Annotated in this window: 22 protein-coding genes and 1 tRNA gene; 6 read left to right on the top strand and 17 right to left on the bottom strand. The window is 65.8% G+C overall.

Annotation, left to right across the window (positions count from 1 at the left end; all coding sequences use genetic code 11):
- Positions 1–19: 19 nt before the first annotated feature.
- The 15 genes from L0C21_RS04505 to hspQ all read right to left on the bottom strand — a co-directional run bounded on the left by L0C21_RS04505 (position 20) and on the right by hspQ (position 11,930).
- A complete protein-coding gene (locus L0C21_RS04505) occupies positions 20–505 on the bottom strand; it encodes a disulfide bond formation protein B (RefSeq protein ID WP_259277223.1) in 486 nt (161 codons plus the stop codon).
- Positions 502–1,080, bottom strand: coding sequence for a YqaA family protein (locus L0C21_RS04500; protein WP_259277222.1), 579 nt, complete (start codon positions 1,078–1,080; stop codon positions 502–504). The genes L0C21_RS04505 and L0C21_RS04500 overlap by 4 nt, the downstream gene beginning before the upstream one ends.
- 159 nt (positions 1,081–1,239) lie before the next feature.
- Complete coding sequence (locus L0C21_RS04495) at positions 1,240–2,352, bottom strand: divergent polysaccharide deacetylase family protein (protein WP_259277221.1); 1,113 nt, start codon at positions 2,350–2,352, stop codon at positions 1,240–1,242.
- Positions 2,353–2,392: 40 nt separating this feature from the next.
- Positions 2,393–3,718 carry a S41 family peptidase gene (locus L0C21_RS04490; protein ID WP_259277220.1) on the bottom strand — a complete coding sequence of 442 codons (1,326 nt, stop codon included), beginning with the start codon at positions 3,716–3,718 and terminating at the stop codon, positions 2,393–2,395.
- Positions 3,719–3,731: 13 nt separating this feature from the next.
- Complete coding sequence (locus tag L0C21_RS04485) at positions 3,732–5,027, bottom strand: murein hydrolase activator EnvC family protein (RefSeq protein ID WP_259277219.1); 1,296 nt, start codon at positions 5,025–5,027, stop codon at positions 3,732–3,734.
- Positions 5,028–5,036: 9 nt separating this feature from the next.
- Complete coding sequence (locus tag L0C21_RS04480) at positions 5,037–5,462, bottom strand: 23S rRNA (pseudouridine(1915)-N(3))-methyltransferase RlmH (RefSeq protein WP_259277218.1); 426 nt, start codon at positions 5,460–5,462, stop codon at positions 5,037–5,039.
- A complete protein-coding gene (gene rsfS, locus L0C21_RS04475) occupies positions 5,462–5,854 on the bottom strand; it encodes a ribosome silencing factor (protein WP_259277217.1) in 393 nt (130 codons plus the stop codon). The genes L0C21_RS04480 and rsfS overlap by 1 nt, the downstream gene beginning before the upstream one ends.
- A gap of 10 nt (positions 5,855–5,864) precedes the next feature.
- Complete coding sequence (locus tag L0C21_RS04470) at positions 5,865–6,521, bottom strand: nicotinate-nucleotide adenylyltransferase (RefSeq protein WP_259277216.1); 657 nt, start codon at positions 6,519–6,521, stop codon at positions 5,865–5,867.
- Between the two features lie 20 nt (positions 6,522–6,541).
- On the bottom strand, positions 6,542–7,840 hold the full coding sequence (locus L0C21_RS04465) for a glutamate-5-semialdehyde dehydrogenase (protein WP_259277215.1): 1,299 nt from the start codon (positions 7,838–7,840) through the stop codon (positions 6,542–6,544).
- Positions 7,837–8,970 carry a glutamate 5-kinase gene (gene proB, locus L0C21_RS04460; protein ID WP_259277214.1) on the bottom strand — a complete coding sequence of 378 codons (1,134 nt, stop codon included), beginning with the start codon at positions 8,968–8,970 and terminating at the stop codon, positions 7,837–7,839. The genes L0C21_RS04465 and proB overlap by 4 nt, the downstream gene beginning before the upstream one ends.
- A complete protein-coding gene (obgE, locus tag L0C21_RS04455) occupies positions 8,955–9,980 on the bottom strand; it encodes a GTPase ObgE (protein WP_259277213.1) in 1,026 nt (341 codons plus the stop codon). Before obgE ends, proB begins: the two co-directional genes overlap by 16 nt.
- Positions 9,977–10,552: a GNAT family N-acetyltransferase gene (locus tag L0C21_RS04450; RefSeq protein WP_259277212.1), complete on the bottom strand. Its 576-nt coding sequence runs from the start codon at positions 10,550–10,552 to the stop codon at positions 9,977–9,979. The genes obgE and L0C21_RS04450 overlap by 4 nt, the downstream gene beginning before the upstream one ends.
- Positions 10,553–10,687: 135 nt before the next feature.
- Complete coding sequence (gene rpmA / locus L0C21_RS04445; RefSeq protein ID WP_259277211.1) at positions 10,688–10,957, bottom strand: 50S ribosomal protein L27; 270 nt, start codon at positions 10,955–10,957, stop codon at positions 10,688–10,690.
- 18 nt (positions 10,958–10,975) lie between these two features.
- Positions 10,976–11,272 carry a 50S ribosomal protein L21 gene (gene rplU, locus L0C21_RS04440; protein WP_259277210.1) on the bottom strand — a complete coding sequence of 99 codons (297 nt, stop codon included), beginning with the start codon at positions 11,270–11,272 and terminating at the stop codon, positions 10,976–10,978.
- A gap of 295 nt (positions 11,273–11,567) precedes the next feature.
- Positions 11,568–11,930 (bottom strand): heat shock protein HspQ, encoded by a 363-nt coding sequence (hspQ, locus tag L0C21_RS04435; RefSeq protein ID WP_259277209.1) that lies wholly within the window; start codon positions 11,928–11,930, stop codon positions 11,568–11,570.
- 300 nt (positions 11,931–12,230) lie between these two features.
- On the opposite strand from hspQ, the gene L0C21_RS04430 reads away from it, so the two are divergent.
- A tRNA-Ser gene (locus L0C21_RS04430) sits at positions 12,231–12,320 on the top strand.
- Between the two features lie 289 nt (positions 12,321–12,609).
- Here L0C21_RS04430 and L0C21_RS04425 read toward each other — a convergent pair.
- Complete coding sequence (locus L0C21_RS04425) at positions 12,610–13,515, bottom strand: 2-hydroxyacid dehydrogenase (RefSeq protein ID WP_259277208.1); 906 nt, start codon at positions 13,513–13,515, stop codon at positions 12,610–12,612.
- 485 nt (positions 13,516–14,000) lie between these two features.
- Between L0C21_RS04425 and L0C21_RS04420 the strand changes: the two genes are divergently transcribed.
- From L0C21_RS04420 to L0C21_RS04400, 5 genes are all read left to right on the top strand, one after another.
- Complete coding sequence (locus L0C21_RS04420; RefSeq protein ID WP_259277207.1) at positions 14,001–16,232, top strand: TonB-dependent receptor; 2,232 nt, start codon at positions 14,001–14,003, stop codon at positions 16,230–16,232.
- A 160-nt stretch (positions 16,233–16,392) separates the two neighbouring features.
- The gene (locus L0C21_RS04415; protein ID WP_259278817.1) at positions 16,393–18,009 is read left to right on the top strand and encodes an amidohydrolase family protein; all 1,617 of its coding nucleotides are present in this window, start codon (positions 16,393–16,395) and stop codon (positions 18,007–18,009) included.
- Between the two features lie 330 nt (positions 18,010–18,339).
- Entirely contained in the window at positions 18,340–19,782 is a 1,443-nt protein-coding gene (locus tag L0C21_RS04410) for an amino acid permease (protein ID WP_259277206.1), read from the top strand.
- 257 nt (positions 19,783–20,039) lie between these two features.
- Positions 20,040–22,082, top strand: coding sequence for a carbon starvation CstA family protein (locus L0C21_RS04405; RefSeq protein ID WP_259277205.1), 2,043 nt, complete (start codon positions 20,040–20,042; stop codon positions 22,080–22,082).
- 6 nt (positions 22,083–22,088) lie between these two features.
- Positions 22,089–22,340, top strand: a complete 252-nt coding sequence (locus L0C21_RS04400; RefSeq protein WP_310593351.1) for a YbdD/YjiX family protein — start codon at positions 22,089–22,091, stop codon at positions 22,338–22,340.
- Between the two features lie 197 nt (positions 22,341–22,537).
- On the opposite strand, the gene L0C21_RS04395 is transcribed toward L0C21_RS04400, so the two are convergent.
- Positions 22,538–23,149: a type 1 glutamine amidotransferase domain-containing protein gene (locus L0C21_RS04395; protein WP_259277204.1), complete on the bottom strand. Its 612-nt coding sequence runs from the start codon at positions 23,147–23,149 to the stop codon at positions 22,538–22,540.
- Between the last annotated feature and the right edge of the window lie 63 nt (positions 23,150–23,212).

The following is a 23,212-nucleotide window of genomic DNA, read 5'->3' as shown; positions in this document are numbered from 1 at the left end:
CCGGGCTCGGGGGTGGCGGTTACTTTTTCCGCGTCGTGCTCAGCCATAGCACAAGCCCTCCCATGAGGAATGAGATGATGGCGTTATAGCCCGCCATGGAGATGCCGGCCAGAGACCAGGCAGTCTCATCGCACCGGATCACCGGCGCGGCCATCACCGTGGCGAAGATGTCCTCGACCGAGCCGCCGCCACCAATCACCGAACAGGCGGTGGGGCCTTCCCACCAGTCCTGCTCCACGCCCACATGGAACAGGCCAATGGCCGCAGTCACCAGCAGCGCGAGGCCTGCCAGCACGGCCGCAACGCGCGCCACGCCCGGCTTTTCCTGCGCCAGCGCCAGCCCGCCGCCTGCGGCGAACACCAGCGCGGCGATGTGCGGCCAGCGCTGCCAGTGGCACATCTCGCACGGGTGAAGCCCGCCGATGTATTGAAACGCCAGCGCGCCGCCCAGCAGCGCCGCAGAGGTGACGGCCGCCGCCGCCAGAGCCAGCTTGAGTTTGGTCATACGTATTTCAGCACCATGAAGCCACCCACCACCATGGCAACGAAGAGGGTCGTCACCAGGGTCAGCCGCCGCTCGATAAAGGCGCGAATGGGCTCGCCATAGGCGCGCAGCAGCGCCGCGATGAGGAAGAAACGCGCGCCCCGCGTGATGATCGAGGCGATGATGAACGGCGCTAGCGCATACTGGGCCGCGCCCGAGACGATGGTCACCAGCTTGTAGGGAATGGGCGTCAGCCCCTTGATGAGAATGACCCAGAGGCCCCACTCGGCATAGTTGGCGTGGAACTCGGCGGCCTTGTCCTGCATGCCATAAAGCTCGATCAGCCAGTGGCCGATCGATTCCATGGCGAAGTAGCCGATGGCGTAACCCACGAGACCGCCCAGCACCGAGGCAACCGTGCAGATGGTGGCAATCAGCCAGGCCTGCTTGGGCCGGGCGAGCACCATCGGCACCACCACAACGTCTGGCGGAATGGGAAAGAACGAGCTCTCGGCAAAGGAAATCGCGCCCAGGCTCCACAGTGCCCTCGGCCCCTCGGCCAGCCGCATCGTCCAATCATAAAGCCTGCGGATCATCGCCCCACCAGCCGTTGTTCATGCACCGCTTCGCCTTTAGCAGATTACGCCGCCGGAGACAGCCGCTTTCGGCCAGCCGGGGCTGCGCGGCCTCCGGGCGCGGTGATCGGGGTTTTCTCTGCAGGGGACCGCGTCCCCGGCAAAAAAGAAGAACAGGATTCAGCCCCGCGTCGCCTTTTCGGCATCGAGCAGAGCGCGGGGCGGCACGAGGGAGATGTTGCGGGCGGCAAGGCCGGGGGCCCATTGGCCGAGGCGTTCCAGCACGAGAGACGACGGCTCTATAACGCCGACGGCAAGGCCGCGCGCCTTGGCCAGCCGCTCCAGCGTCGCCAGCTGCGCGTCGATGGCCTGAGGGCTGGACGGGCTGCCGACAAAGCTATCGTTGACCAGCAGCGGCAGGCCGACCTTGCCGGCGATCCGGCGGCTCTGGGTGCGCCCGGTCGCGCGGCTGTCGAGGAAGGGCAGACCCCGCTCGGCGATGGCGGCCAGCACGGGGGAAAGCGCCGCCTCCTGCGTGGTGAAGGCTGAGCCCATGATGGAGTAGAGGCCAACTTCCCCTTCCACCCGCCGCAACGCCCAATCCAGCCGCCGGATGTTCTGCGTCGGGCTGGAGGCCAGCAGCAAGGCCTGCGGACCGGGATCCACCTGGGGATAGCGCAGCGGCTCCATGGGGATGCCGAGCCACACCTCGTGGCCACGGACGCGGGCGGCCTGCACGAGGGCAGGCAGATCATCAGGATAGGGGTTGAAGCCGATAGCGACCTCACGCGGCAGCTGCTCGATGGCGCGCCGGGTGAGCGCGGAGTTTGCCCCGGCATCGGCCAGCAGCAGCACGATGCGAGGCCCCTGCGGCAGCGACGCGGGGATGGGCGCGGAGACAGGAACGGGCGCAGCGGTTTCGGGCGCCGCGGGCGCGGCCCCTGCGTCCATCCGCGCCTGGGAGGCTGCCGCTACGGTGGCGGGCAAACGATCGGTCGCGGAGGCCTCCGCCCCGGCTGCGCCATCTTGCGCGCCACCGCCCGCGTTCGGCAGGTCAAGGAGCACGGCCGAGGCCGGCTCATGGCTCACGTTGCGCTCAAGCAGACTGGCAAAGCCCGCCACCAGCCCCACGAACAGGGCAGCAGCGGCAATGCCGCCCGCAAGCCACTGCCACAGCGGGCGGCGGCCGGTCTCCTCAAGGAAGTCATCGTCCAGGTCGACGGAAGCCAGGTCGGGGGAATTTGGCCCGGCATTCATGCCGGAGTCCGCCTCGTCGTCCTGCCGATCTTCCATGCCTGGTCAGCCCTCCGCTGCGCTTCCTGCCGTAAACGCGTTACTTGGCGGCGAGACGGGAGATTGTGCCGTTGATCCGGCGCAGCAGCTTCAGCGCGTAGTCGAGCTGATAGTCGGTGATGCCCTGCTTCTTCAGGCTCTCGGCGGTGACGTTCTGGAAGCGGGGATCGGGCTTGTCGTCCTTCTCCTCCAGCCGTTCACCGGCCTTGTTGCCATTCAGCAGGTGGTTCCGCAGATCCGCCTCGCGCAGGGTCATCCGGTCTTCCAGATCCGGGTCGGACAGCTGGGGCACCTCGATATCCGGCTCGATGCCCAGCTCCTGCACCGACCGGCCGGCCGGGGTGTAGTAGCGAGCCGTGGTGAGCCGCAGCGCCGTATCGGGCGAGAGCGGGATGAGCGTCTGCACCGAGCCCTTGCCGAAGGTGCGTTGGCCAACAACGATGGCACGGCGCTGGTCCTGCAGCGCGCCGGCGACGATTTCCGATGCCGAGGCGCTGGCTTCGTCCACCAGCACGACGACAGGCTTGCCGCCGGTCAGGTCGCCCGAGCGGGCATAGTAGCGCTGGATGTCCTGCTTGCGCCGGCCGCGCTGGGAGACGATCTCGCCCCGCTCCAGAAACACGTCGGACACCTCGATGGCCTGGTCGAGCAGGCCGCCGGGGTTGCGCCGCAGATCGAGCACGTAGCCGGTCACGCGGTCCGCGCCGATCTGCTGCTGCAGCTCGCTGATGGCCTTCCGCAGGCCCGGCCCGGTGGGCTTGCTGAACTGGGCGATGCGAATATAGCCGACGTTGCCCTTCACCTCGTAGCGCACCGGGCGCAGCGTAATGATCTCGCGGGTCAGCGTCACGTCGAACGGCTTGTTGGCCCCTTCCCGCACGATCGTCAGCGTGATCGTGCTCTTCGGCGGGCCCTTCATCTTGCTCACCGCCTCGTTGAGAGTGGTGCCGAAGATCGGTTCCTTGTTGATGTGGGTGATGTAGTCACCCGCCTTGATGTTGGCGCGCGAGGCCGGCGTGTCATCGATGGGGGAGACGACCTTCACCGCGCCGTCCTCCATCGTCACCTCGATGCCGAGGCCGCCGTATTCGCCCTCGGTCTGGGTCCGCATCAGTTCGAAATCGCGGGCGTCGAGGAAGCTGGAATGCGGATCGAGCGACGCCAGCATGCCCTGGATGGCACCTTCCAGCAGCTTCTTGTCGTCCACCTTCTCCACATATTCGGCGCGCACCCGCTCGAACACGTCCATCAGCTGGTCGAGCTGGCGGTAGGTTTCCAGATCCGGGGCGGCGAATGCGGGAGGAGCGGCGAAGCACCACGCGACAGTGGCTGCGAGGAAAAGACGACGCCGGGAAGTGATTGCCATGAACAGCCTGACCTTATCCTGCGGTATGCCCGCTCTTGCCGCTTAGCCAAGGCAGGGGATCGACGGGAGTCCCACGTTGGCGAAGCTCAAGATATAACTCGGGATTACCCTGTTCCGTTGCACCCATGACGCCGACCGGCGAGCCAGCCTGGACGGTAGCGCCGACCTTCTCGTCGATCCGGGCCATCCCTGCAAGCAAGGAATGATATCCGTCGCCGTGTGCAATGATCAAGAGCTGGCCATATCCGCGAAATGGACCAGCGAAAACCACGCGACCTGCATACGGCGCAATTACCTGCGCCTCGCGCCGGGTTTTGATCAAGATCCCTTTCGATGATCCGCCCCCATGCGTCGCCGCGCCGAACCGTTGCGTGACGCGTCCTTCCACGGGCATCCGGAAGCCCGCGCGCGGGGTCACGGGCGGGCTCAGCGCCACCGTGGGCGAGGATGAGCGGCGGCCCGTCTCGGGGGCTTCCCGTTGGGGCGAGGCGCGGGCGGCGCGCACCCGCTCGGCCAGCCCCGGCGGGCGCAGCCGGGGCGCAGGCAAGCTGGCGAAGCGCTCTCGCAGGCGGGCCTCAGCCTCCAGCCGGGCCAGCAGATCCTGGATGTCCTTGGCTTCCGCGGCCATCTTCTGGAGGCGGGCGCTCTGCCCTTCAGCCTCCGCCAGCACGCCGGCACGCTGCTTTTCCCGCTCCGACCGCAAGGCGGCCAGCTTCTCGCGGTCCTTCCGCAGGGCCGCCAGTTCACCCTTGCGCTTCTCTTCCTCGCTCGAAAGCGCTGCCTGAGTCTCGCCCAGGTCCGTCACCTGCTGGCGCAGCGCCGCCGTCTGATCCTGAAGCGCGGGCAGCACCGCCATCATGACATTGGCCGAGCGCACCGTCTCCGCCGCAGAGGCGGGCCGCAGGAACATCAGCGCCTGCGGACGGCGCGACATGGTTTGCAGCGCGGCCAGCAGCTGGGCGGTATCCTTCTGCCCCTTGCCGAGCGCCTTCACCTGGGCGTCACGCTCGGCAGTCAGCGTCTTCAACCGCCGCTCGATGTCCGACAGGGTGCGCTCGCGGATCTGGATGGTCTTGGCGAGCTTCACCATCTCCCGTTCGGTCGCATTGATTTCGGAGGCCAGCTTTTCTGCTTGGCTTTGCAATTCGGCCTGGCGCTTCTTCGCCTCGGCCATGTTGGCCTCAACCTGCTTGAGGCGGGTGCGGGCGGTATCTTCGCTGCCGGTTTGCGCGCCCGCGCGCGCGGGCGTTGCCGTCAGGGCAAGCGCCGTCATCGCGACCCTAAGGCCGGTCGTTGTCAGCCTCGTCATGCCGGAAGCCTAGTTACCGCGATGGTAGGGGTGGTTCGCAAGGATGCTCATGGCCCTGTAAAGTTGTTCGGCCAACATAGACCGAACCAGCATGTGCGGCCAAGTCATCGGGCTGAAGGAGAGCAACAGGTCAGCGTTCCGGCGCACCTCTTCGGCATGGCCGTCCGCCCCGCCGATGAGAAAACGCACCTCACGCACCCCTTCGTCGCGCCAGCCGCCCAGCTTCTGCGCGAAAGCTTCGGAGGAAAGCAGCTTGCCGCGCTCGTCAAGCGCGACGGTTCGCACGCCCCCCTCTGCCGGAGGGAGGCGCTGCGCCTTCTGTTCGGTAAGCTCGGTGATCTTGAGCGTGGGGCCCAGCCGCGCCGCATAGCGGGCAACAAGCTCCGCCTCCGGCGAACGGCCGATGCGCCCCACCGCAATGATGTGCAGCAGCATCAGGCTGCGGCTGGTCCGCCGGGGATCTCCACCGACCACATCTTCTCGAGGTTGTAGAAACTACGAACCTCCGGCCGGAACAGATGGACAACCACGTCACCTGCGTCGATGAGCACCCAGTCCGCCTGGGGCAGACCCTCGGCCCGCGCCACGATGCCGAACTCGGCCTTGACGCGCTCCATGAGGTGGTCCGCCATCGCCGCCACCTGGCGGGACGAGCGGCCGCTGGCAATCACCATCACATCGGCGATCGAGCTTTTACCCATCAGTGGAATGGAAATGACATCGACGGCTTTGTCATCGTCGAGCGATCTGAGAACCAGATCATGCAGACCAGCATCTTGCGAGGTCTGACTCTGAACGCCACCTTCAGCGGCGACAATCGAAGGCAATCCTTTCTCCCTACTTCGTGGTGTGACCATATGCATCTGCCCAGTCCGGCCGGCGCTGTCGCTGCGCCGTTGATGATTCGTCAACACCAGGCTGCTCAAGGCATACAATCGCAGGCAAGGCCCACTCTGTCCACCTTGGTGCCGTGCGGTCCGGCTTCAGGGCGCTTCTCAGCGGTCCCAGAACCCGCGCCGACCGGCGCGCATCAGAATAGCTCGGGCGAAGCAGAACAGCAATCGGTACAACCCGAACAATCTGACGCCACTGGTGCCAGCGATGAAAGCCTTGCAGGTTGTCCCCGCCCATCAGCCAGATGAAGCGAGTATTGGGGTGCAGGGCCACCAACGCCTTGAGAGTATCAACGGTGTATTGGGTGCCGAGTTGCATCTCCACATCCGTCGGCACGATGCGCGGGTCGCGGGCAAGGGCGCGGGCCGAGGCGAGACGGGCAGCCAGCGGAGCCATGTGCCTGGCGGATTTCAGCGGATTTTGCGGGCTGACCAGCCACCACACCGCGTCCAGCCGCAGGCGTTTCAGCGCCTCCAGGCTGATGTGCAGATGCCCCCGGTGCGCCGGGTTGAACGAGCCGCCGAGCAACCCCACGCGCTTGCCGCGCCAGCGCGCAGCATTTCGCAGCGCCACCGAGCCGGAGACGGGATCAACGCTCAAGCGACTGTGTTTCGGCGCGCTCACGCGGGACGCGTCTGGCCTTCGCCGCGCACCACGTATTTGTAGGTGGTTAGCTGCTCGACGCCCACCGGGCCGCGGGCATGGATGCGGCCCGTCGAGATGCCGATTTCCGCGCCGAAGCCGAACTCGCCGCCATCGGCGAACTGGGTGGAGGCGTTGTGGACGACGATGGCCGAATCCACCTCTCGCAGGAACTTCGCAGCGGCGTCCGCATCGCCCGTGATGATGCTGTCCGTATGGTGCGAGCCATAGCGGTTGACGTGCGCGATCGCGCCCTCGACCCCATCCACCAGCTTCACCGACAGAATGGCGTCCAGATACTCGGTCACCCAGTCCTCTTCTGAAGCGGGCTTGATGCGGGCATCGAGGCCTCGCAGTTCGGCTTCCGCCCGAATCTCACAGCCGGCAGCCAACAGCGCCTCGATCACCGGCTTCACCAGTCGGTCGGCGCCTGCGCGGTCGATGAGCAGGGTCTCGGTCGCACCACAAATGCCGGTGCGGCGCAGCTTGGCGTTGAGCACGATTTCGCGGGCCATGTTGAGATCGGCCGCCTTGTCGAGGTAGGTGTGGCAGATACCCTCGAGGTGCGCGAACACGGGCACCCGGGCCTCTTCCTGCACCCGCGCTACCAGCGACTTGCCACCGCGCGGCACGATGATGTCGATGAGGTTCACCGCCGTCAGCATGGCCCCGACGGCGGCCCGGTCCGTGGTCGGCACCAGCTGGATCGCGGCTTCAGGCAGGCCCGCCGCGCGCAGGCCCTCGACGAGGCAGGCGTGAATGGCCTTGGACGAATGGATGGATTCGGAGCCGCCGCGCAGGATGACCGCGTTGCCCGCCTTCAGGGTCAGCGCACCTGCATCCGCCGTCACGTTGGGGCGGCTCTCATAGATGACACCGATGACACCCAGCGGCACGGAAACCCGCTCGATGACGAGGCCGTTGGGGCGCGTCCAGCTGGACTGCACCCGGCCAATAGGATCGGCCAAGTCAGCGACCGCCTCCAGCCCCTTGGCGATGCCCTCGATGCGGGCGGGCGTGAGCGCCAACCGGTCGAGCATGGCATTGGTCAACCCCTTGGCCCGACCTGCCTCCATATCCTTGGCATTGGCGGCGAGAATCTCCGCCTCGCCCGCGCGCAAGCGCGCGGCGGCGGCACGGATGGCGGCGTTCTTGATCTCGGCAGAGGCAAGGCCCAGTGCCTGCACCGCATTGCGGGCGGCCAGCGCCATGTCCCGCACGAGCCGGACGGGATCGGAGGACTGGCCAGTGTCGGAAACGGCGGTCATCTGGTTCATAGGATCACCATGTCATCGCGGTGCACGAGGGCGGCCCGGGGAGCATAGCCCAGAATAGCCTCGATCTCATGGCTTTTGCGCCCGCACAGGCGCGCAGCCTCCCCGGCATGGTAGCTGGAGAGCCCCCGCGCCACCACCCGGCCGTTGAGGGCAGTGATGTCCACCACGTCGCCGCGCTCGAACGGCCCCTCGACCGCGCGCACGCCCGCGGGCAGCAGGCTGCGGCCGTGCAGCAGGGCCTCGACCGCGCCGTCGTCGATGACAAGCCGTCCCGCCACCTTCAGCCGCCCGGCGAGCCAGCGCTTGCGCGCGGCCGGAGCGGATTCGGGGGCCGGGAACACCGTGCCGATGCCCTCCACCTCGAAGCGGGTGAGCGGCTGGTCCACCTTGCCGGAGATGATGGCCATATGGCAGCCGCCGCTTGATGCAATGCGCGCCGCCTGAAGCTTGGAGACCATGCCGCCTGAGCCCATGCCGGACGCGCCGACGCCCCCCGCCATCACCTCGATCTCGGGGGTCAGCTGGGGCACCACCGGGATCAGTCGGGCAGTGGGGTCCCGCTTGGGATCGCCGGTGAACAGGCCATCGATGTCCGACAGCAGGATGACGCCGCCCGCCTCCACCGCCTGTCCCACGCGGGCAGCGAGCCGGTCGTTGTCGCCGAAGCGGATCTCGGCAGTCGTTACAGTGTCGTTCTCATTGATGATGGGGATGGCCCCGGCTTCCACAAGCCGTCCGGCGGTGGCGCGCACATTGAGGTAGCGGCGGCGGTCCTCCAGATCCTGCAACGTCAGCAGCAGCTGGGCCGCCTGGATGCCGTGGGCGGCGAACAGCTCGGCATAGACCTGCGCCAGCTCGATCTGCCCGACGGCGGCGCTGGCCTGCGCGTCCTCAAGGCTGGCCCGGCCGCCCTTGGGCATGTGCAGGCGGCGGGCCCCCAGCGCGATTGCGCCGGAGGAGACCACCAAAATCTGCTGCCCCGCGCTGCGGCGGGCCGCCAGTTCGGCCACCAGCCCTTCGAGCCATTGGCGGCGAACCTGCCCTTCCGGCGTCACCAGCAGCGAGGAGCCGATCTTGACGACGAGGCGCGGGCAGCGCTGCGGGGCGAACAGATCTACAGGGGCGACCATGCGGTTTCCGTTTCCTCAGGCACGGCACGGCCCACCGTTTCGATCAGCATATCGAGCACCGGCTCCAGCCCCTCGCCGGTGGCGGCGGAGAGCAGATAGACCGGCTTGCCGATGGCCTTGGACAGCGCCTGCTGGCGGCGCTTGCGCGCGGCCTCGTCCAGCGTATCCACCTTGCTGAGCGCGACGATCTCGGGCTTGTCCTCAAGCCCCGCGCCGTACATTTCCAGCTCGCGCCGCACGGTGCGGTAGGCCTTGGTGGGGCTCTCCGCCGCGCCGTCGACCAGATGCAGGAGCACCCGGCAGCGCTCGATGTGTCCGAGGAAACGATCGCCGATGCCAACGCCTTCCGCCGCGCCCTTGATGAGGCCGGGGATGTCCGCCAGCACGAACTCGCGCGCCTTGTGGCGCACGACGCCCAGCTGCGGCTTCAGCGTGGTGAAGGGGTAATCCCCCACCTTGGCCTTGGCGTTGGAAACCGCGTTGATGAAAGTACTCTTGCCCGCGTTGGGCAGGCCGAGGAGCCCCGCGTCCGCGATCAGCTTCAGGCGCAGCCACACCCACATCTCCTCGCCCGGAAAGCCGGGGATGAACTTGCGCGGCGCACGGTTGGTGGCGCTCTTGAAGTGGGTGTTGCCCTTGCCGCCGTCGCCGCCGCGCAGCAGCACGATGCGCTGGCCGGGCTCGGTAAGGTCAGCCAGAACGTGTTCCCGGTCGTCCGAGAGCACCTGGGTGCCCGCTGGAACCTTCAGCACCAGATCCTGCCCGCCCGCGCCGGTGCGGTTGCGGCCCATGCCGTGGTGCCCGCGCTCGGCCCGGAAGTGCTGGGTATAGCGGTAGTCGATCAGCGTATTGAGGCCGTCGACGCACTCGATGATGACGTCGCCGCCCTTGCCGCCGTCACCGCCGTCCGGCCCGCCGAACTCGATGAACTTCTCGCGCCGGAACGACACGCAGCCATCGCCGCCATCGCCGGACTTGAGGTAAATCTTGCACTGATCGAGAAATTTCATGCCGCGTGCATCTCCACTTGCCCAGCTCTATGGGCGAGCCAGGCCTCCCGCGTCAACGCCACGTTTCGGCAGTCGACATCGCAATTGCGCGCCAGGCAATGGCGCTTGGATATCCCCGTCTCCGTGAAGCCCAGCTTCTCCAGCACACGCCCGGACGCGGGATTGTCGATGAAATGGCCAGCAACGACGCGCGGCAGCCTCAGCCCCAGGAATGCCAGCTCCAGCACCGCCTTGGCGGCCTCGGTGGCATAGCCCCGGCCCCACCAGTCCTTGCCGATCCAGTAGCCCAGTTCCCATGCGCCGGCCTCTGCCCCCGCCTCTGGGCTGCGGAACAGGCCGATACACCCCGCCAGCGGCGCGTCATCGCCCTCGCGGCCGAGAATCACGAAGGTCGGCTGCGGCTCCGCCGCTTCGCACCGGTCGATGAACGCCTTCGCATCCTCAAGGCCGTAAGGGTGCGGAACCTGCGCTGTATTGCGCGCCACGACGCCATCCGCCAGGCACGCCGTGATGGCGGCCGCGTCTTCAGGCCATGGGGGTCTGAGCAGCAACCGATACGTACGAATGAACATGGATCTCTCCCGCCGTTACACGTGGGGAGAGGGAGGCAAAATGCAAAGAGGGAGATGGTGACCCATCTCCCTCTCCGGAAAATCTCGTCTGGGTCACCATCTTTCGGCGACCCGGACGTTCATGCAGGCCGCGCTTTACTCGGCTGCAATCGGCATCGGGTCGACGCTGACGTATTGGCGACCAAGCTTGCCTTCATGGAACGACACGGTGCCCTCGATGAGCGAGAAGATCGTGTGATCCTTGCCGAGGCCGACATTGCGGCCCGGGTGGAACTTGGTGCCGCGCTGGCGCACGATGATGTTGCCGCCAATAACGCGCTCACCGCCGAACTTCTTCACGCCAAGACGACGGCCAGCGGAATCGCGACCGTTACGCGAGGAGCCGCCTGCTTTTTTATGTGCCATGACTCAGTCTCCTCTGACTTAGCCGATTGCAGTGATCTTGAGGACCGTCAGCTGCTGACGGTGACCCTGCTTGCGCCGATAGTTGTGCCGACGACGCTTCTTGAAAACGATGACCTTGTCGCCCTTCGTCTGATCGACGATCTCGGCGGTGACAGTAACGCCGGAACCCGGCTTCACGTCGGCGCCTTCGCCAACCATCAGGACATCGGACAGGGTAACGGTCGCACCAGCCTCGCCGGCCAGCTTCTCGACCGTGATCTGGTCGTTGGCGGCGACCCGGTATTGCTTACCACCCGTGCGCACCACAGCGTACATGGCTCAAACCTTCTCATTCGTTGGGCGGCACAGCAGGACGCACTCGGGTCCCGGCGGCCGATCCTTGGAAGCGCGGACTTATACTGAGCGTTGACAATGAGTCAACCGCTTGTTGACGCAATCACAATAAGGGAGGCAATCGCGCCCCGTGAATTGCGATTTTGTCACCAAGCCTTGCCGCCTCTGTAATCGAAGAAGTCCCGATCCTTCAACGAAAAGCGCCCTTGCAGGGCAAAAACTGCTCCGCAAGGGCGCCTCTCAGGCGGCGGGGCCGCCAAATTCCATCAGCATGCCATCAGTTCGCCCGTTCGGGCCGCAACTGATACTGGCCATCGTGGAAACCTGAGAACACCTGGGGGATCGCCGGATGAGCCACCGGCTCGCGCGAATCGTCTTCCACCAGGTTCTGCTGGCTCACATAGGCGATGTAGCTGGACTGATCGCTTTCCTCGGCTTCGGCCAGCAGGTGATAAAAGGGCTGGTCCTTGTCCGGGCGCAGGTCTTCCGGAATGGCGAGCCACCACTCCTCGGGGTTGCTGAATTCCGGGTCCACGTCGAAGATGACGCCCCGGAATGGGTAAAAGCGGTGGCGCACCACCTGTCCAATGCGAAACGCCGCCGTCTTGAGTTCCGTATTTCCCAGTTGTGTCTTTTCCATATGCCGATCCTTTCGAACCGACGGGTTTGACCCAAGTTGAGACCTCAAGACCGATATAGGAGCGAGACAGGGCCGTTTTAACCCCCGGCCCGCCCCTTGCGGCCTGGAGACCCGGGACGCGGCCCGGATAAGGCATATACGCCCGCAAACCGGCAAAGACCCTTTCAATGCGGGCTTTTCCTACCCTGGGCAGAGAATTGCAGCCCAGGGCTCAAACTGGGGCTTCACAAGGGCCCTGCCTTGGCTTATGTACGCGGCTCGCTCAACCGGGCGCCCCTCTGCGGCACCCAGGTAAACCACGGAGAGGTGGCTGAGTGGTTGAAAGCACCGCACTCGAAATGCGGCATACGGGCAACCGTATCGGGGGTTCGAATCCCCCCCTCTCCGCCATGATCCTGCAGTGAGCCGGGCTTTTTCACCCCTGCCGATCCCCGACACGACCCGAAGCCGCTGATGCACCAGGCCTCTGTGCCGACGCTGAAGACCGGGGCATGATGCGCGCATGCAGGACCTTCCGGGCAGCATCCTCATCCTGACCGGCCCGCCGGGCGCGCTTGAACACCATATGATCGAAACCGGCGCATGCGGCCCGGAGGAGACGCTGGCTCTTGTGGCCCGGGCGCTCGCGGACGGGCGCATTTCGCCTGCGCTCGTAAGGACAGCCACAGCGGCGAGAGCCTCACACCAGCGGCGTCGGCAGCGGCTGGCCTGCGAAGTGAGCCTCCAGATTGGTAAGCACCAGTTCGGCCATGGCCGCCCGCGCCTGCACGGTCGCGCTGCCCTGATGGGGCGCGAGCACAACCTGCTCCATCGCCCGCAGCGCCTCGGGCACGTCGGGCTCATGCGCGAACACGTCCAGCCCCGCGCCCGCGATGCGCCCTTCTTGCAGCGCCGCGATCAGGGCGGCTTCATCGACGATCGAGCCGCGGGCGATGTTGATAAGGACACCGGCAGGGCCGAGCAGGTCGAGCACGCGGGCATTGACCGCCCGCTCCGTGCCCGCGCCGCCGGCCGCGGCGATGATGAGCACGTCGCTTTCCCGCGCCAGCGCCTCGATGTCGTCCACGAACCGCCACGGCAGGTCCGGCTTGGCCGTGCGGGCGGTGTAGAGCACTTCGGCGGCGAAGGGCTCCGCCCGGCGCGCGATCGCCTGCCCGATGGCCCCCATGCCGAAAATGCCGATGCAACGGCCGCTCACCCGCTGGCCGAGCGGCACCCGCCACACGCCGGAGCGCACCAATCGGTCGTTGATCACCACCCGCCGCTGCGCCGCCAGCAGCAGCGCCATGGCAAGGTCCGCCACGTCGTCGGTGAGCACATCGGCGGTGATGGTCACACGGATGCCGCGCGCCCGCGCCGCCTCCAGATCAATGCCGTCATGCCCCACGCCGTGGATGGCAATAATCTCCAGCTTCGGCAGGCGTGCGATCATTTCCGCGTCGATACGGCTCATGCCACTGCCGACGACCGCCCGCGCCTCCGGGCACGCGGCCGGATCGCGATGAACGGTAAAGCGGCGGGACAGCGCCTCCTGAAGCGCGGGCGGAACATCGGCAATCAGCAACAGATCCGGACCGGTAGCCATATCAGCAATACCCCTGACCAATGAGCCCGCCTGAACGAGCCTTCCATACACAATTTTTCGGATCGACACAGGCTTAACGCCTGGCCGGACCCGACGGAAAAGCCGCATTTCCGCCGAAAAATAGGTAGACCGGCAAGTAATTATAACCGCAATACATTATATCATTACAAGAACTCGTTAATATTTCATTTGAAACCAACATTGCCTCTTAACTCAATCCTCCGAATTTCCTTGATTTTTTAACCAAATTTTCGGCCCGGCGGCGAAGATAATTTTTTTAAGTTCAGTAAAAGCGAAGCACATTCGGCATTCTGAGTGATACCGTCGAATAATTCAGGAAAATTACAAAAAATCCTGAAGGGGAGTGGATTTGGGAGAGGAACAGGGGCAAATCCATGGTACATAGTCGAGCAAGTTTTCCTGTAAAATCGTTGCTTATGTATACCGGCAAGGCTGTTTTTCTGGCCGGCGTCGCAACCGCGACTATGCTTCATCCCGCAGCGGCCCAACAGGGTACCGGTGCCGGAAATGAAGGCGAAATCGTCGTTACCGCGCTAAAGCGCGATACGCGCCTTCAAGACACGCCGCTGGCTATTTCGGCCGTCACCGGCGACAACCTCCAGCGGGCCGGCAACACCAACATCACCGACCTGACCCGCAACACGCCAAGCCTGCGTATCGTTGACAGCGGCCCAGGCAACCGGCGCGTCATCCTGCGCGGCGTGACGGCGGCGGGCGAACCGACCGTCGGCGTTTACTTCGATGAATCGCCGGTTTCCGGATCGGTGGGCACCACCAGCGACGCGGCCGGCTCCACGCCAGACCTACGCATGTTCGATGTGGAACGGGCGGAGATTCTGCGCGGACCGCAAGGCACGCTCTATGGCTCGGGCTCCATGGGCGGCACGGTGCGCGTCATCTACAACAAGCCCAATGCGGAAAACTGGGAGGCTGCCTTCGCCAGCACCCTCTCGTCCGTGAAAAGCGGCGACCTGGGCGCCTCGGTCGACGCCATGGTCAATGCGCCCATCGTCACCGACAAGCTGGCCGTGCGTATCGTCGGCAACTACAACCGGTTCGCCGGGTATGTGGACAACATCTACTACGGCGACGAGGACATCAACGACGGCAAGAGCTACGGCGGCCGTGCGCTGGTGCGCTTCACGCCAACCGAGGCGCTGACCATCGATCTCGCCGCCTACTACGAGAAGGTGGCGACCGACAGCCAGCGCTGGATCGCCGAGACCGGCCAGCGCTACGTCACCGACGGCCGCTCGGAATCGGGCAACTACGACGAGAACCGCATCTACAGCGCGACGCTAAATTACGACTTCGGTCCGGTCGCCCTGACGGCGGTCTCCACCTACTTCGACCGCGACCGTATCGTGGTGGGCGACGTGAGCGACACCTTCAACGGCCGCGATACGGCCGCCGGGTGCGCCCGCTATCGCCTGCGCGACGTGACGGCCGTGTGCTCGGACGATGTGCTGGCCGATTATCTCGCCGACACCCGTCGTATCCTGTTCTCCAGCCTTTACCAGCCGCAATCGGTGAAGAGCTGGACCAACGAGCTGCGCCTCAGCTCCACCGGCAACGGGCCGTTCAACTGGACGGTGGGCGCATTCGTGCAGGACCGCGAGACGGTGGTGCGCTCCACCCTGCTGACGGCCGATCCCAACACCGGCCGGCTGCAGGACTTCGTGGACGAGAACATCTTCTACGATCGCACCATCTTCGATGACCTGAACCAGAAGGCCGCCTTCGCCGAGGCGTCGTACAAGTTCTTCGATCAGCTCACCCTGACGCTCGGCACCCGTTACTACGAGTACAAGAAGAAGGTGGGCGGCCAGGTGGACAAGGGGCAGGAGCACTACGTCTCCCGCATCACGCCCTATCAGGAGTCGCGCTCGAAGGAGGACGGCTTCGTACACAAGGTCAACGTCTCCTATGAGTTCAGCCCGAACTTCATGATCTACGCCCAGGCCGCCGAAGGCTTCCGCCCGGGCGGCGTCAACCAGGTGATCGGCCTGCCGGCGGCGCTGGCCGCCTACTCGTCCGACAGCCTGTGGAACTACGAGCTGGGCATGAAGAGCCGGGTGATGCCGGGCGTCTACTTCAACCTCACCGGCTACCGCATCGATTGGGATAATCTGCAGGTCTCGGCCCGCACCTCCGGCACCGGCTCGGTGTTCGGTCTCATCGCCAATGCCGGCGCGGCCCGCATCGAAGGCATCGAGGCGGAGCTGTCCGCGACGCCGCTGCCCGGCCTCTCGCTCAGCAGCAACCTAGGCTACACCGATGCCCGCCTGTCGGAAGACCAGGTGAGCGAGGTGGTGGTGGCCAACGGCCGCAAGGGTGACCGGCTCGCCTACGTGCCCAAGTGGAGCCTCAGCGGCACGGCGGAGTACACCTGGCCGGTGAACGACGCCATCGACGGCCTGGTGCGAATGGATGCGGCCCACACCAGCTCGTCATACAGCACGCTGAGCCCGCTCGATACCTACCGCCGCAAGGTAGACGCCTACGAACTGGTGAACGCCCGCTTCGGCATCCAGTCGCCGGACGGGGACTGGAGCGCCTACCTGTTCGTCAACAACATCTTCAACGCTGCGGCCGTCAACAGCCGGGGCTCCAGCTCGAACACCGGCGGCAAGACCACCGTGTTCAGCGCCGCGCCGCGCACGTTCGGCATCAGCCTGATGAAGAAGTTCAACTGAGCAGGAGCGGGACGCTCCCATTCGGGGGCGCCCCGCTCTTACGGGCTTTGATTTGGAAACATCAAACGGGGGTAAGATGAAAAAGACCTATGCAACACTCCGCCGCGCCGTATTGGCCGGCACGGCCGTGTGCGCGACACTCGCCGCCGCAAGCACGGCCATGGGCCAGTTCGCCGACCTCACCAAGGTGCCGGCGCCTGCCAAGATCGAGGGCCGTGCGGGCACCACGCCCGCGCCGGCCCGCAAGGCCGGCGAAGGCGTCGGCCCGTTCAAGAAAATGGTGATCCGGGGCGTCACCCTCATCGACGGCAGCGGCGCGCCGCCGCGCGGCCCGGTGGATATCATCATCGAGAACAACGTCATCACCGATATCCGCGTCGCCGGAACGCCCGGCCTGCCGCTGAAGGACAGCCGCGAGCCGCGCGACTTCGATTACGAGCTGGACGCCACCGGCATGTACGTGCTGCCGGGCTTCATCGATCTGCACGTGCACGGCTCGACCAACGACAAGGCGCCGGACCTCAGCTACTCCTACAAGCTGTGGCTGGCCCATGGCGTCACCACCGTGCGCGGCGTCGAGCTGGCGGACATGGAAACGTCGCTCAGCGAACGCGCCCGCTCGGCCCGCAACGAGATCGTCGCGCCGCGCATCTTCGTCTACCAGCGGCCCGGCAATGGCAAGGGCTGGACCGGCGGCCTTACCAACACGCCGGAGAAGGCGCGCGAATGGGTGCGCTGGGCGGCCAAGCAGGGCATTGACGGCATCAAGCTCGCCGCCGATCCCAACCAGCCGCCGGAGGTTCTTGAAGCCATCTTCGACGAGGCCAAGAAGCAGGGCCTCGGCACCACCGCCCACCTGTCGCAGATCGGCGTCGGCCGCATGAGCGCGCTGCAAGCAGGCCGGGCGGGCTTGGGGACCGTCACCCACTTCTACGGCCACTTCGAATCCCTGCTGAAGAACGGCCCCATTCAGGACTGGCCGGTCGATTACAATTACCAGGACGAGCAGGATCGCTTCGGCAATGTGGCCAACCTGGCGAAGGAGAGCTTCGCTCCCGGCAGCAAGCAGTGGTGGGCCTACCTCGAGGAGCAGAAGAAGAACGGCGTCACGTTCGACCCGACCATGACGATCTACGCGGCCTCGCGGGACCTGATGCACGCCCGCAACGCGGACTGGCACGAAATCTATACCATGCCGCAGCTGTGGTACTTCTACCAGTCGTCCCGCGAAAACCACGGCTCCTATTTCTTCGACTGGACCACGGCCCGGGAAGTCAAGTGGAAGAACTTCTACCACAAGTACATGCGCCTTCTGAACGACTACAAGAACATCGGCGGGCGCGTGACCACTGGCTCGGACTCCGGCTTCATCTTCAAGACCTACGGCTTCGGCTACATCGAGGAGCTGGAGCTGCTGCAGGAAGCCGGGTTCAACCCGTCGCAGGTGGTGACGGCGGCCACGCTCAACGGCGCCCTCACCCTCTATGAGCCCAAGGGCAAGCCCGTGCCGCCGATCGGCACCGTGCGCGTCGGCAAGCTGGCGGACCTCGTCATCGTGAAGGAGAACCCGCTCCAGAACTTCAAGACGCTCTACGGCACGGGCCATCTGCGCCTGAACGAGAAGACCCAGAAGCTCGAGCGGGTGGGCGGCGTCAGCTACACGGTGAAGGATGGCATCGTTTACGACGCCAAGAAGCTGCTGGCCGACGTGGCCGAGATGGTCCGGGCGGAAAAGGCCAAGCTGGGCTGGCCGGAACAGGGTCTGCCTCGGCCGTAAGAGCCGTCGGCGTGGGGGAAACGAGGGGTGGGCCTTCCGCACCCCAAGGCCCCGCAACAGGCGCTCTGCCAAGGTTCGACCACTCCCCGGCAGAGCGCCCATCCCACGCCGGAGAAAGCAGACCTGGTGCCCCGGCCTCACGGCCGGGGCTTTTTTTCGGGCGGCGGATAACCGCAGGGGCCACGCCCCCGGTCGCCATTCGTCCCTGAAATAAAATTTCTCGACCGGCCATTCGGGCCGCTATACTCCCTTTCCATGAGCAACAGTGCCTCCGCCGCCCCAAGGGCCGGACGGCGCCTCGCAAATCCTCAACCAAATCGGGGGAACTGAATGACCTTCCTGACCCGCCGCAAGGCGATCGATATGGTGGACGCACCCGGGCACGGGCAGCGCCTGCGCCGCTCGCTGAGCTGGCCGCACCTTGTCGGCCTCGGCGTCGGCGCGATCGTCGGCACCGGCATCTACACCCTAATCGGCGTCGGCGCGGACCGCGCCGGGCCCGCCGTCATCCTGGCCTTTTTCATCGCCGGCCTCGTGTGCGTGTGCGTCGCCCTCGCCTATGCCGAGCTGGCGACCATGATCCCGGCCTCCGGCAGTGCCTACACCTACAGCTACTCCGTGCTCGGCGAAGGGCTGGCCTGGCTGATCGGCTGGAGCCTCATCCTCGAATATTCCGTCGTCTGCTCGGCGGTGGCCGTCGGCTGGTCCGGCTATGCGGTGGGCTTTCTCCAGTCGGCGGGCATCCACCTGCCCATTGAGATCATCGCCGGGCCGCACGCCGGGGGCATCCTCAACCTGCCCGCCATCTTCATCATCGCCGCCGTGGCGGGCCTGCTCTTGATCGGCACGCGGGAGAGTGCCTCGGTCAATGCCGTTCTGGTGGTGTTCAAGATCCTGGCGCTGGTCATCTTCATCGCGCTGACGATCCCCGCCTTCCAGGCCGGGCATTTCGAGCCGTTCATGCCCTACGGCTTCGCCTCCTCCGAGGAGACCGGCACGGCCAAGGGCGTGATGGCGGCGGCCGCCATCATCTTCTTCGCCTTCTACGGCTTTGATGCGGTCTCCACCGCCGCCGAGGAGGCCAAGAACCCAGGGCGTGACCTGACCATCGGCATCATCGGCTCCATGGTCGTCTGCACGCTCCTCTACATGGGCGTGGCGGCCGTTGCCATCGGCGCCATGCCTTACACCGAATTCGCGGCCTCGGGCGAGCCGTTGGCCCATGTGTTGCGAACCCTCGGCCACCCGCAGATGGCCACGCTTATCGGCGCGGTGGCGGTCATCGCCCTGCCCACGGTGATCCTCGCCTTCATGTTCGGCCAGAGCCGCATCTTCTTCGTGATGGCGCGCGACGGGCTGCTGCCGCCGCGCCTCGGTTCGGTCAACGCGCGCGGCGTGCCGGTGGCAGTGACGGTGGGCACGGCCATCGTGGTGGCGGCCATCGCCGGCATCTTCCCGCTGGCGGAAATCGCCGAACTGGCCAACGCCGGCACGCTGGCGGCGTTCACGGCGGTGGGGGCGTGCCTCATCCTCTTGCGCCTGCGCGAGCCGGAGCGCCCCCGCGTGTTCCGCGCGCCACTGTTCTGGCTGGTGGGCGGCCTCGCCATCGTGGGGTGCGTCTACCTCTTCATCAGCCTGCCCAGCATCACGCAGGAGCGTTTCCTCATCTGGAACGCCATCGGCGTTGCGGTTTATCTCGCCTACGGCGCGCGCAAGAGCCGGCTGGCCAATCCTGAGTCGCATCAGCCGGCGCTGAACAAGGCGTTGGATTAATTCATATACATCAAGGCCCCCACCCAAGCGGGGGACCCTTCCTTCCCGACGCCGGGTGGGCGGAGATGACCTCCGCCCCCGGCGTTTTTCCTGCGCGCGGCCGCTTTGCCGCCAGGCTCCGCTTGCCTTGCTTCGCTCCGGACAATTCCGCCGCACCGGCACGCCTTATCTTTTTTATGCAAAGCCTTGCCTTCCTCGATTTGTTGGGCGTTAGTTCCAGCGGGACAGACAAAAAAATACGGGGACCTACGGTGCAAATGCTCGGAAAAATCGGCTGGGCGCTCCTTGCGCTGATCGCCGCGGCGGCACTGGCCGTCATCGCCACCCATCGTGGCGAGCCTGTCAACGCCCTCTGGATCGTCGTTGCGGCAGTTTCGCTGTACCTCGTTGGCTATCGCTACTACGCCCTTTACATCGCCCGCCATGTCATGCGGCTGGATCCCAACCGCGCGACGCCCGCCGTGCGCCACACGGACGGCCTGGATTACGTGCCCACCAACCGCTACGTGCTGTTTGGCCACCACTTCGCGGCCATCGCCGGGGCGGGCCCGCTGGTGGGTCCGGTGCTGGCGGCGCAGATGGGCTACCTGCCCGGCACGCTGTGGATTCTCTTCGGCGTGGTCCTGGCCGGTGCGGTGCAGGACTTCATGGTGCTGTTCATCTCCATGCGCCGCGACGGCAAGTCGCTCGGCGAACTGGTCCGCATGGAGATGGGTGCCGTGGCCGGCACCATCGCCCTGTTCGGCGCCTTCATGATTATGGTCATCATCCTCGCCGTGCTCGCGCTGGTCGTCGTCCGGGCGCTGGCGGACAGCCCATGGGGCACCTTCACCGTAGGCGCGACCATTCCCATCGCCATCTTCATGGGGCTTTACCTGCGCTTCATTCGCCCCGGCAAGGTGGCCGAAATTTCCATCATCGGCTTCATCCTCCTGATGCTCGCCATCGTCTATGGGCGCAACGTGGCGGAATCGGCGGTGCTGGGCCCCATGTTTACCTTCACGCCGGTCGAGCTGTGCTGGATGCTGATTGCCTACGGCGGCATCGCCGCCATCCTGCCGGTGTGGCTGCTGCTCGCCCCGCGCGACTACCTCTCCACCTTCCTCAAGATCGGCGCCATCGTCGCGCTCGCCATCGGCATCGTCATCATGGCTCCGCCGCTCCAGATGCACCCGCTCACCAAGTTCGCAGGCGGAGGCGGCCCGGTGTGGTCGGGCAACCTGTTCCCATTCCTGTTCATCACCATCGCCTGCGGCGCGGTCTCGGGCTTTCACGCGCTCATCTCCAGCGGCACCACGCCCAAGCTCATCGCCACCGAAAGCGATGTCCCCTTCATCGGCTATGGCGGCATGCTGATGGAAAGCTTCGTCGCCATCATGGCGCTGGTGGGGGCGAGCATTCTCGAGCCCGGCCTCTACTTCGCCATGAACAGCCCCTCGGCCCTCATCGGCACCACGCCGGAGAGCGCGGCGGCGGCCGTAACCGCCATGGGCTTCCCGGTTTCGCCCGAGCTGCTGACCGAAACCGCGCGGGAGGTGGGCGAGTCTTCCATCATCTCCCGTACCGGCGGCGCGCCGACGCTCGCCGTCGCCATGGCCGAGATCTTCAGCCACGTGGTCGGCGGCGATGCGATGAAGGCCTTCTGGTATCACTTCGCCATTCTGTTCGAGGCGCTGTTCATCCTGACCGCCGTTGACGCCGGCACCCGCGCCGGACGCTTCATGCTGCAGGACCTCATCGGCCTCGTCGCGCCCAGATTCCGGCAAACCTCCTCATTCATCCCCGGCCTTGTCGCCACGGCGCTGTGCGTCGGCGCGTGGGGCTATTTCCTCTACCAGGGCGTCACCGACCCGCTGGGCGGCGTCAACACCTTGTGGCCGCTGTTCGGCATCTCCAACCAGATGCTGGCCGCCGTGGCGCTGGTGCTGGCAACGGTGGTGCTGTTCCGCATGAAGCAGCAGCGCTTCGCCTGGGTGACCATTTTGCCCGCCGCCTGGCTGGTGGTGTGCACCGTCACCGCAGGCCTGCAGAAGGTGATCTCCTCCGACCCCTCGGTCAGCTTTGTCGCCCACGCCCGGAAGTTCTCCGACGCCCTGGCGCGCGGCGAGGTGCTGGCTCCGGCCAAGTCGCTGGCGGAGATGCAGCGGGTCATCACCAACGACTGGATCGATGCGGGGCTCTGCATCCTGTTCCTGTTCGTGGTGATCTCGATCGTGCTCTTCGGCATCCGCACGGCCATCAGCGCTTATCGGATCGACCGGCCGACAACGACCGAAATTACCGGCGTTCCAGCGGAGTAAGGCTCGATGAAACAGGCCGCCTCTCCTCAGTTCCCGGCCGGGGCCCAGCCCCCGGCCGGACCGAAGTACGCCCTGCGTCGCTTCTTCACCGGCGTGCGGGATACCGCCAACCTGATGATCGGCATTCCCTCCTACGAGGCCTATTGCCAGCACATGGCCCAGCGCCACCCGGACCTGCCGGTGATGAGCGAGGCGGAGTTCTTCCGCAACCGCCAGGAAGCGCGCTACTGCGGGCGCAACGGCGGGCGCTGCTGCTAGGGATTTGCTTCAGGGAATGGTCTGGCAGGGGGTCTTAACCCCCTGCCCCCTTCGCGCATAGGGCCGCCCCAGCATGACGGATGCGGCCCTACGAAAGCAGAAAATTGAACCGGGCCTTACCGTTGGCGCGCCCCTAAAAAACGGATGGGGTGCAGGGGACAGAGTCCCCTGCAGAAACAAGCTTCTTTTTCAGAACCCTACTGTACATTCGCCGGGCTGGCGCCGGATTGGGCTGCGCCGACCCGGCCGCCAGGCGCGTTCTCGTGGCGGCCTTCGCTGAACTCCTCCACCATGGCGGCACAGAAGTCGGAGAGGTCGCCCGGCCTGCGGGAGGTAACGAGCCCCCTATCCACCACCACGGCCTGATCCACCCAGTCGGCACCGGCGTTCCGCAGGTCCACCTCCAGCGACGGCCACGAGGTCATGCGCCGCCCGCTCACGCCCCCGGCGTTAATGAGCGTCCACGGGCCGTGGCAAATGGCGGCGATGGGCTTGCGGGCCTCCACGAAGTGGCGGATGAAGTCGATCGCCTGTTGCTCCAGCCGCAGCGCGTCCGGGTTGATGACGCCGCCCGGCAGCATCAGCGCCTCGTAGTTCTCCGGCCGCGCCTCTTCCAGCGGGCGATCAACGGGGATGGTGTCGCCCTTGTCGTGGTGGTTATAGCCCTGAATGGACCCGGACTTGGGCGCGATCACCTCCACCCGTGCGCCGGCTTCCCGCAGGGCGCGCATGGGCTCGGTCAGTTCCACCTGCTCGAAGCCATCCGTTGCCAAAATGGCGACGCGCTTGCCTTCCAGAACATTCTCCATGTCTCATTCTCCCGATTGCTGTGGGTTGACCCTTCAGCCATCGGGAACGGGAGAGTGGTGGGG

This window comes from Pedomonas mirosovicensis (genome assembly GCF_022569295.1).
Lineage (GTDB): Bacteria > Pseudomonadota > Alphaproteobacteria > Sphingomonadales > Sphingomonadaceae > Pedomonas > Pedomonas mirosovicensis.
Note: the sequence above shows the minus strand (reverse complement) of the source record. Positions and strands in the feature narration are given on the sequence as shown.

Coding starts and splice junctions, on each gene's coding strand:
- hspQ (WP_259277209.1), bottom strand. CDS start 11,930: ATGGAAAAGACACAACTGGGAAATACGGAACTCAAGACGGCGGCGTTT.
- L0C21_RS04420 (WP_259277207.1), top strand. CDS start 14,001: ATGCTTCATCCCGCAGCGGCCCAACAGGGTACCGGTGCCGGAAATGAA.
- L0C21_RS04495 (WP_259277221.1), bottom strand. CDS start 2,352: ATGGAAGATCGGCAGGACGACGAGGCGGACTCCGGCATGAATGCCGGG.
- L0C21_RS04465 (WP_259277215.1), bottom strand. CDS start 7,840: ATGAACCAGATGACCGCCGTTTCCGACACTGGCCAGTCCTCCGATCCC.
- L0C21_RS04485 (WP_259277219.1), bottom strand. CDS start 5,027: ATGACGAGGCTGACAACGACCGGCCTTAGGGTCGCGATGACGGCGCTT.
- L0C21_RS04505 (WP_259277223.1), bottom strand. CDS start 505: ATGACCAAACTCAAGCTGGCTCTGGCGGCGGCGGCCGTCACCTCTGCG.
- rpmA (WP_259277211.1), bottom strand. CDS start 10,957: ATGGCACATAAAAAAGCAGGCGGCTCCTCGCGTAACGGTCGCGATTCC.
- L0C21_RS04500 (WP_259277222.1), bottom strand. CDS start 1,080: ATGATCCGCAGGCTTTATGATTGGACGATGCGGCTGGCCGAGGGGCCG.
- rplU (WP_259277210.1), bottom strand. CDS start 11,272: ATGTACGCTGTGGTGCGCACGGGTGGTAAGCAATACCGGGTCGCCGCC.
- L0C21_RS04480 (WP_259277218.1), bottom strand. CDS start 5,462: ATGCTGCTGCACATCATTGCGGTGGGGCGCATCGGCCGTTCGCCGGAG.
- L0C21_RS04410 (WP_259277206.1), top strand. CDS start 18,340: ATGACCTTCCTGACCCGCCGCAAGGCGATCGATATGGTGGACGCACCC.
- obgE (WP_259277213.1), bottom strand. CDS start 9,980: ATGAAATTTCTCGATCAGTGCAAGATTTACCTCAAGTCCGGCGATGGC.
- L0C21_RS04395 (WP_259277204.1), bottom strand. CDS start 23,149: ATGGAGAATGTTCTGGAAGGCAAGCGCGTCGCCATTTTGGCAACGGAT.
- L0C21_RS04405 (WP_259277205.1), top strand. CDS start 20,040: ATGCTCGGAAAAATCGGCTGGGCGCTCCTTGCGCTGATCGCCGCGGCG.
- L0C21_RS04415 (WP_259278817.1), top strand. CDS start 16,393: ATGGGCCAGTTCGCCGACCTCACCAAGGTGCCGGCGCCTGCCAAGATC.
- L0C21_RS04490 (WP_259277220.1), bottom strand. CDS start 3,718: ATGGCAATCACTTCCCGGCGTCGTCTTTTCCTCGCAGCCACTGTCGCG.
- proB (WP_259277214.1), bottom strand. CDS start 8,970: ATGGTCGCCCCTGTAGATCTGTTCGCCCCGCAGCGCTGCCCGCGCCTC.
- L0C21_RS04450 (WP_259277212.1), bottom strand. CDS start 10,552: ATGTTCATTCGTACGTATCGGTTGCTGCTCAGACCCCCATGGCCTGAA.
- L0C21_RS04400 (WP_310593351.1), top strand. CDS start 22,089: ATGAAACAGGCCGCCTCTCCTCAGTTCCCGGCCGGGGCCCAGCCCCCG.
- L0C21_RS04425 (WP_259277208.1), bottom strand. CDS start 13,515: ATGGCTACCGGTCCGGATCTGTTGCTGATTGCCGATGTTCCGCCCGCG.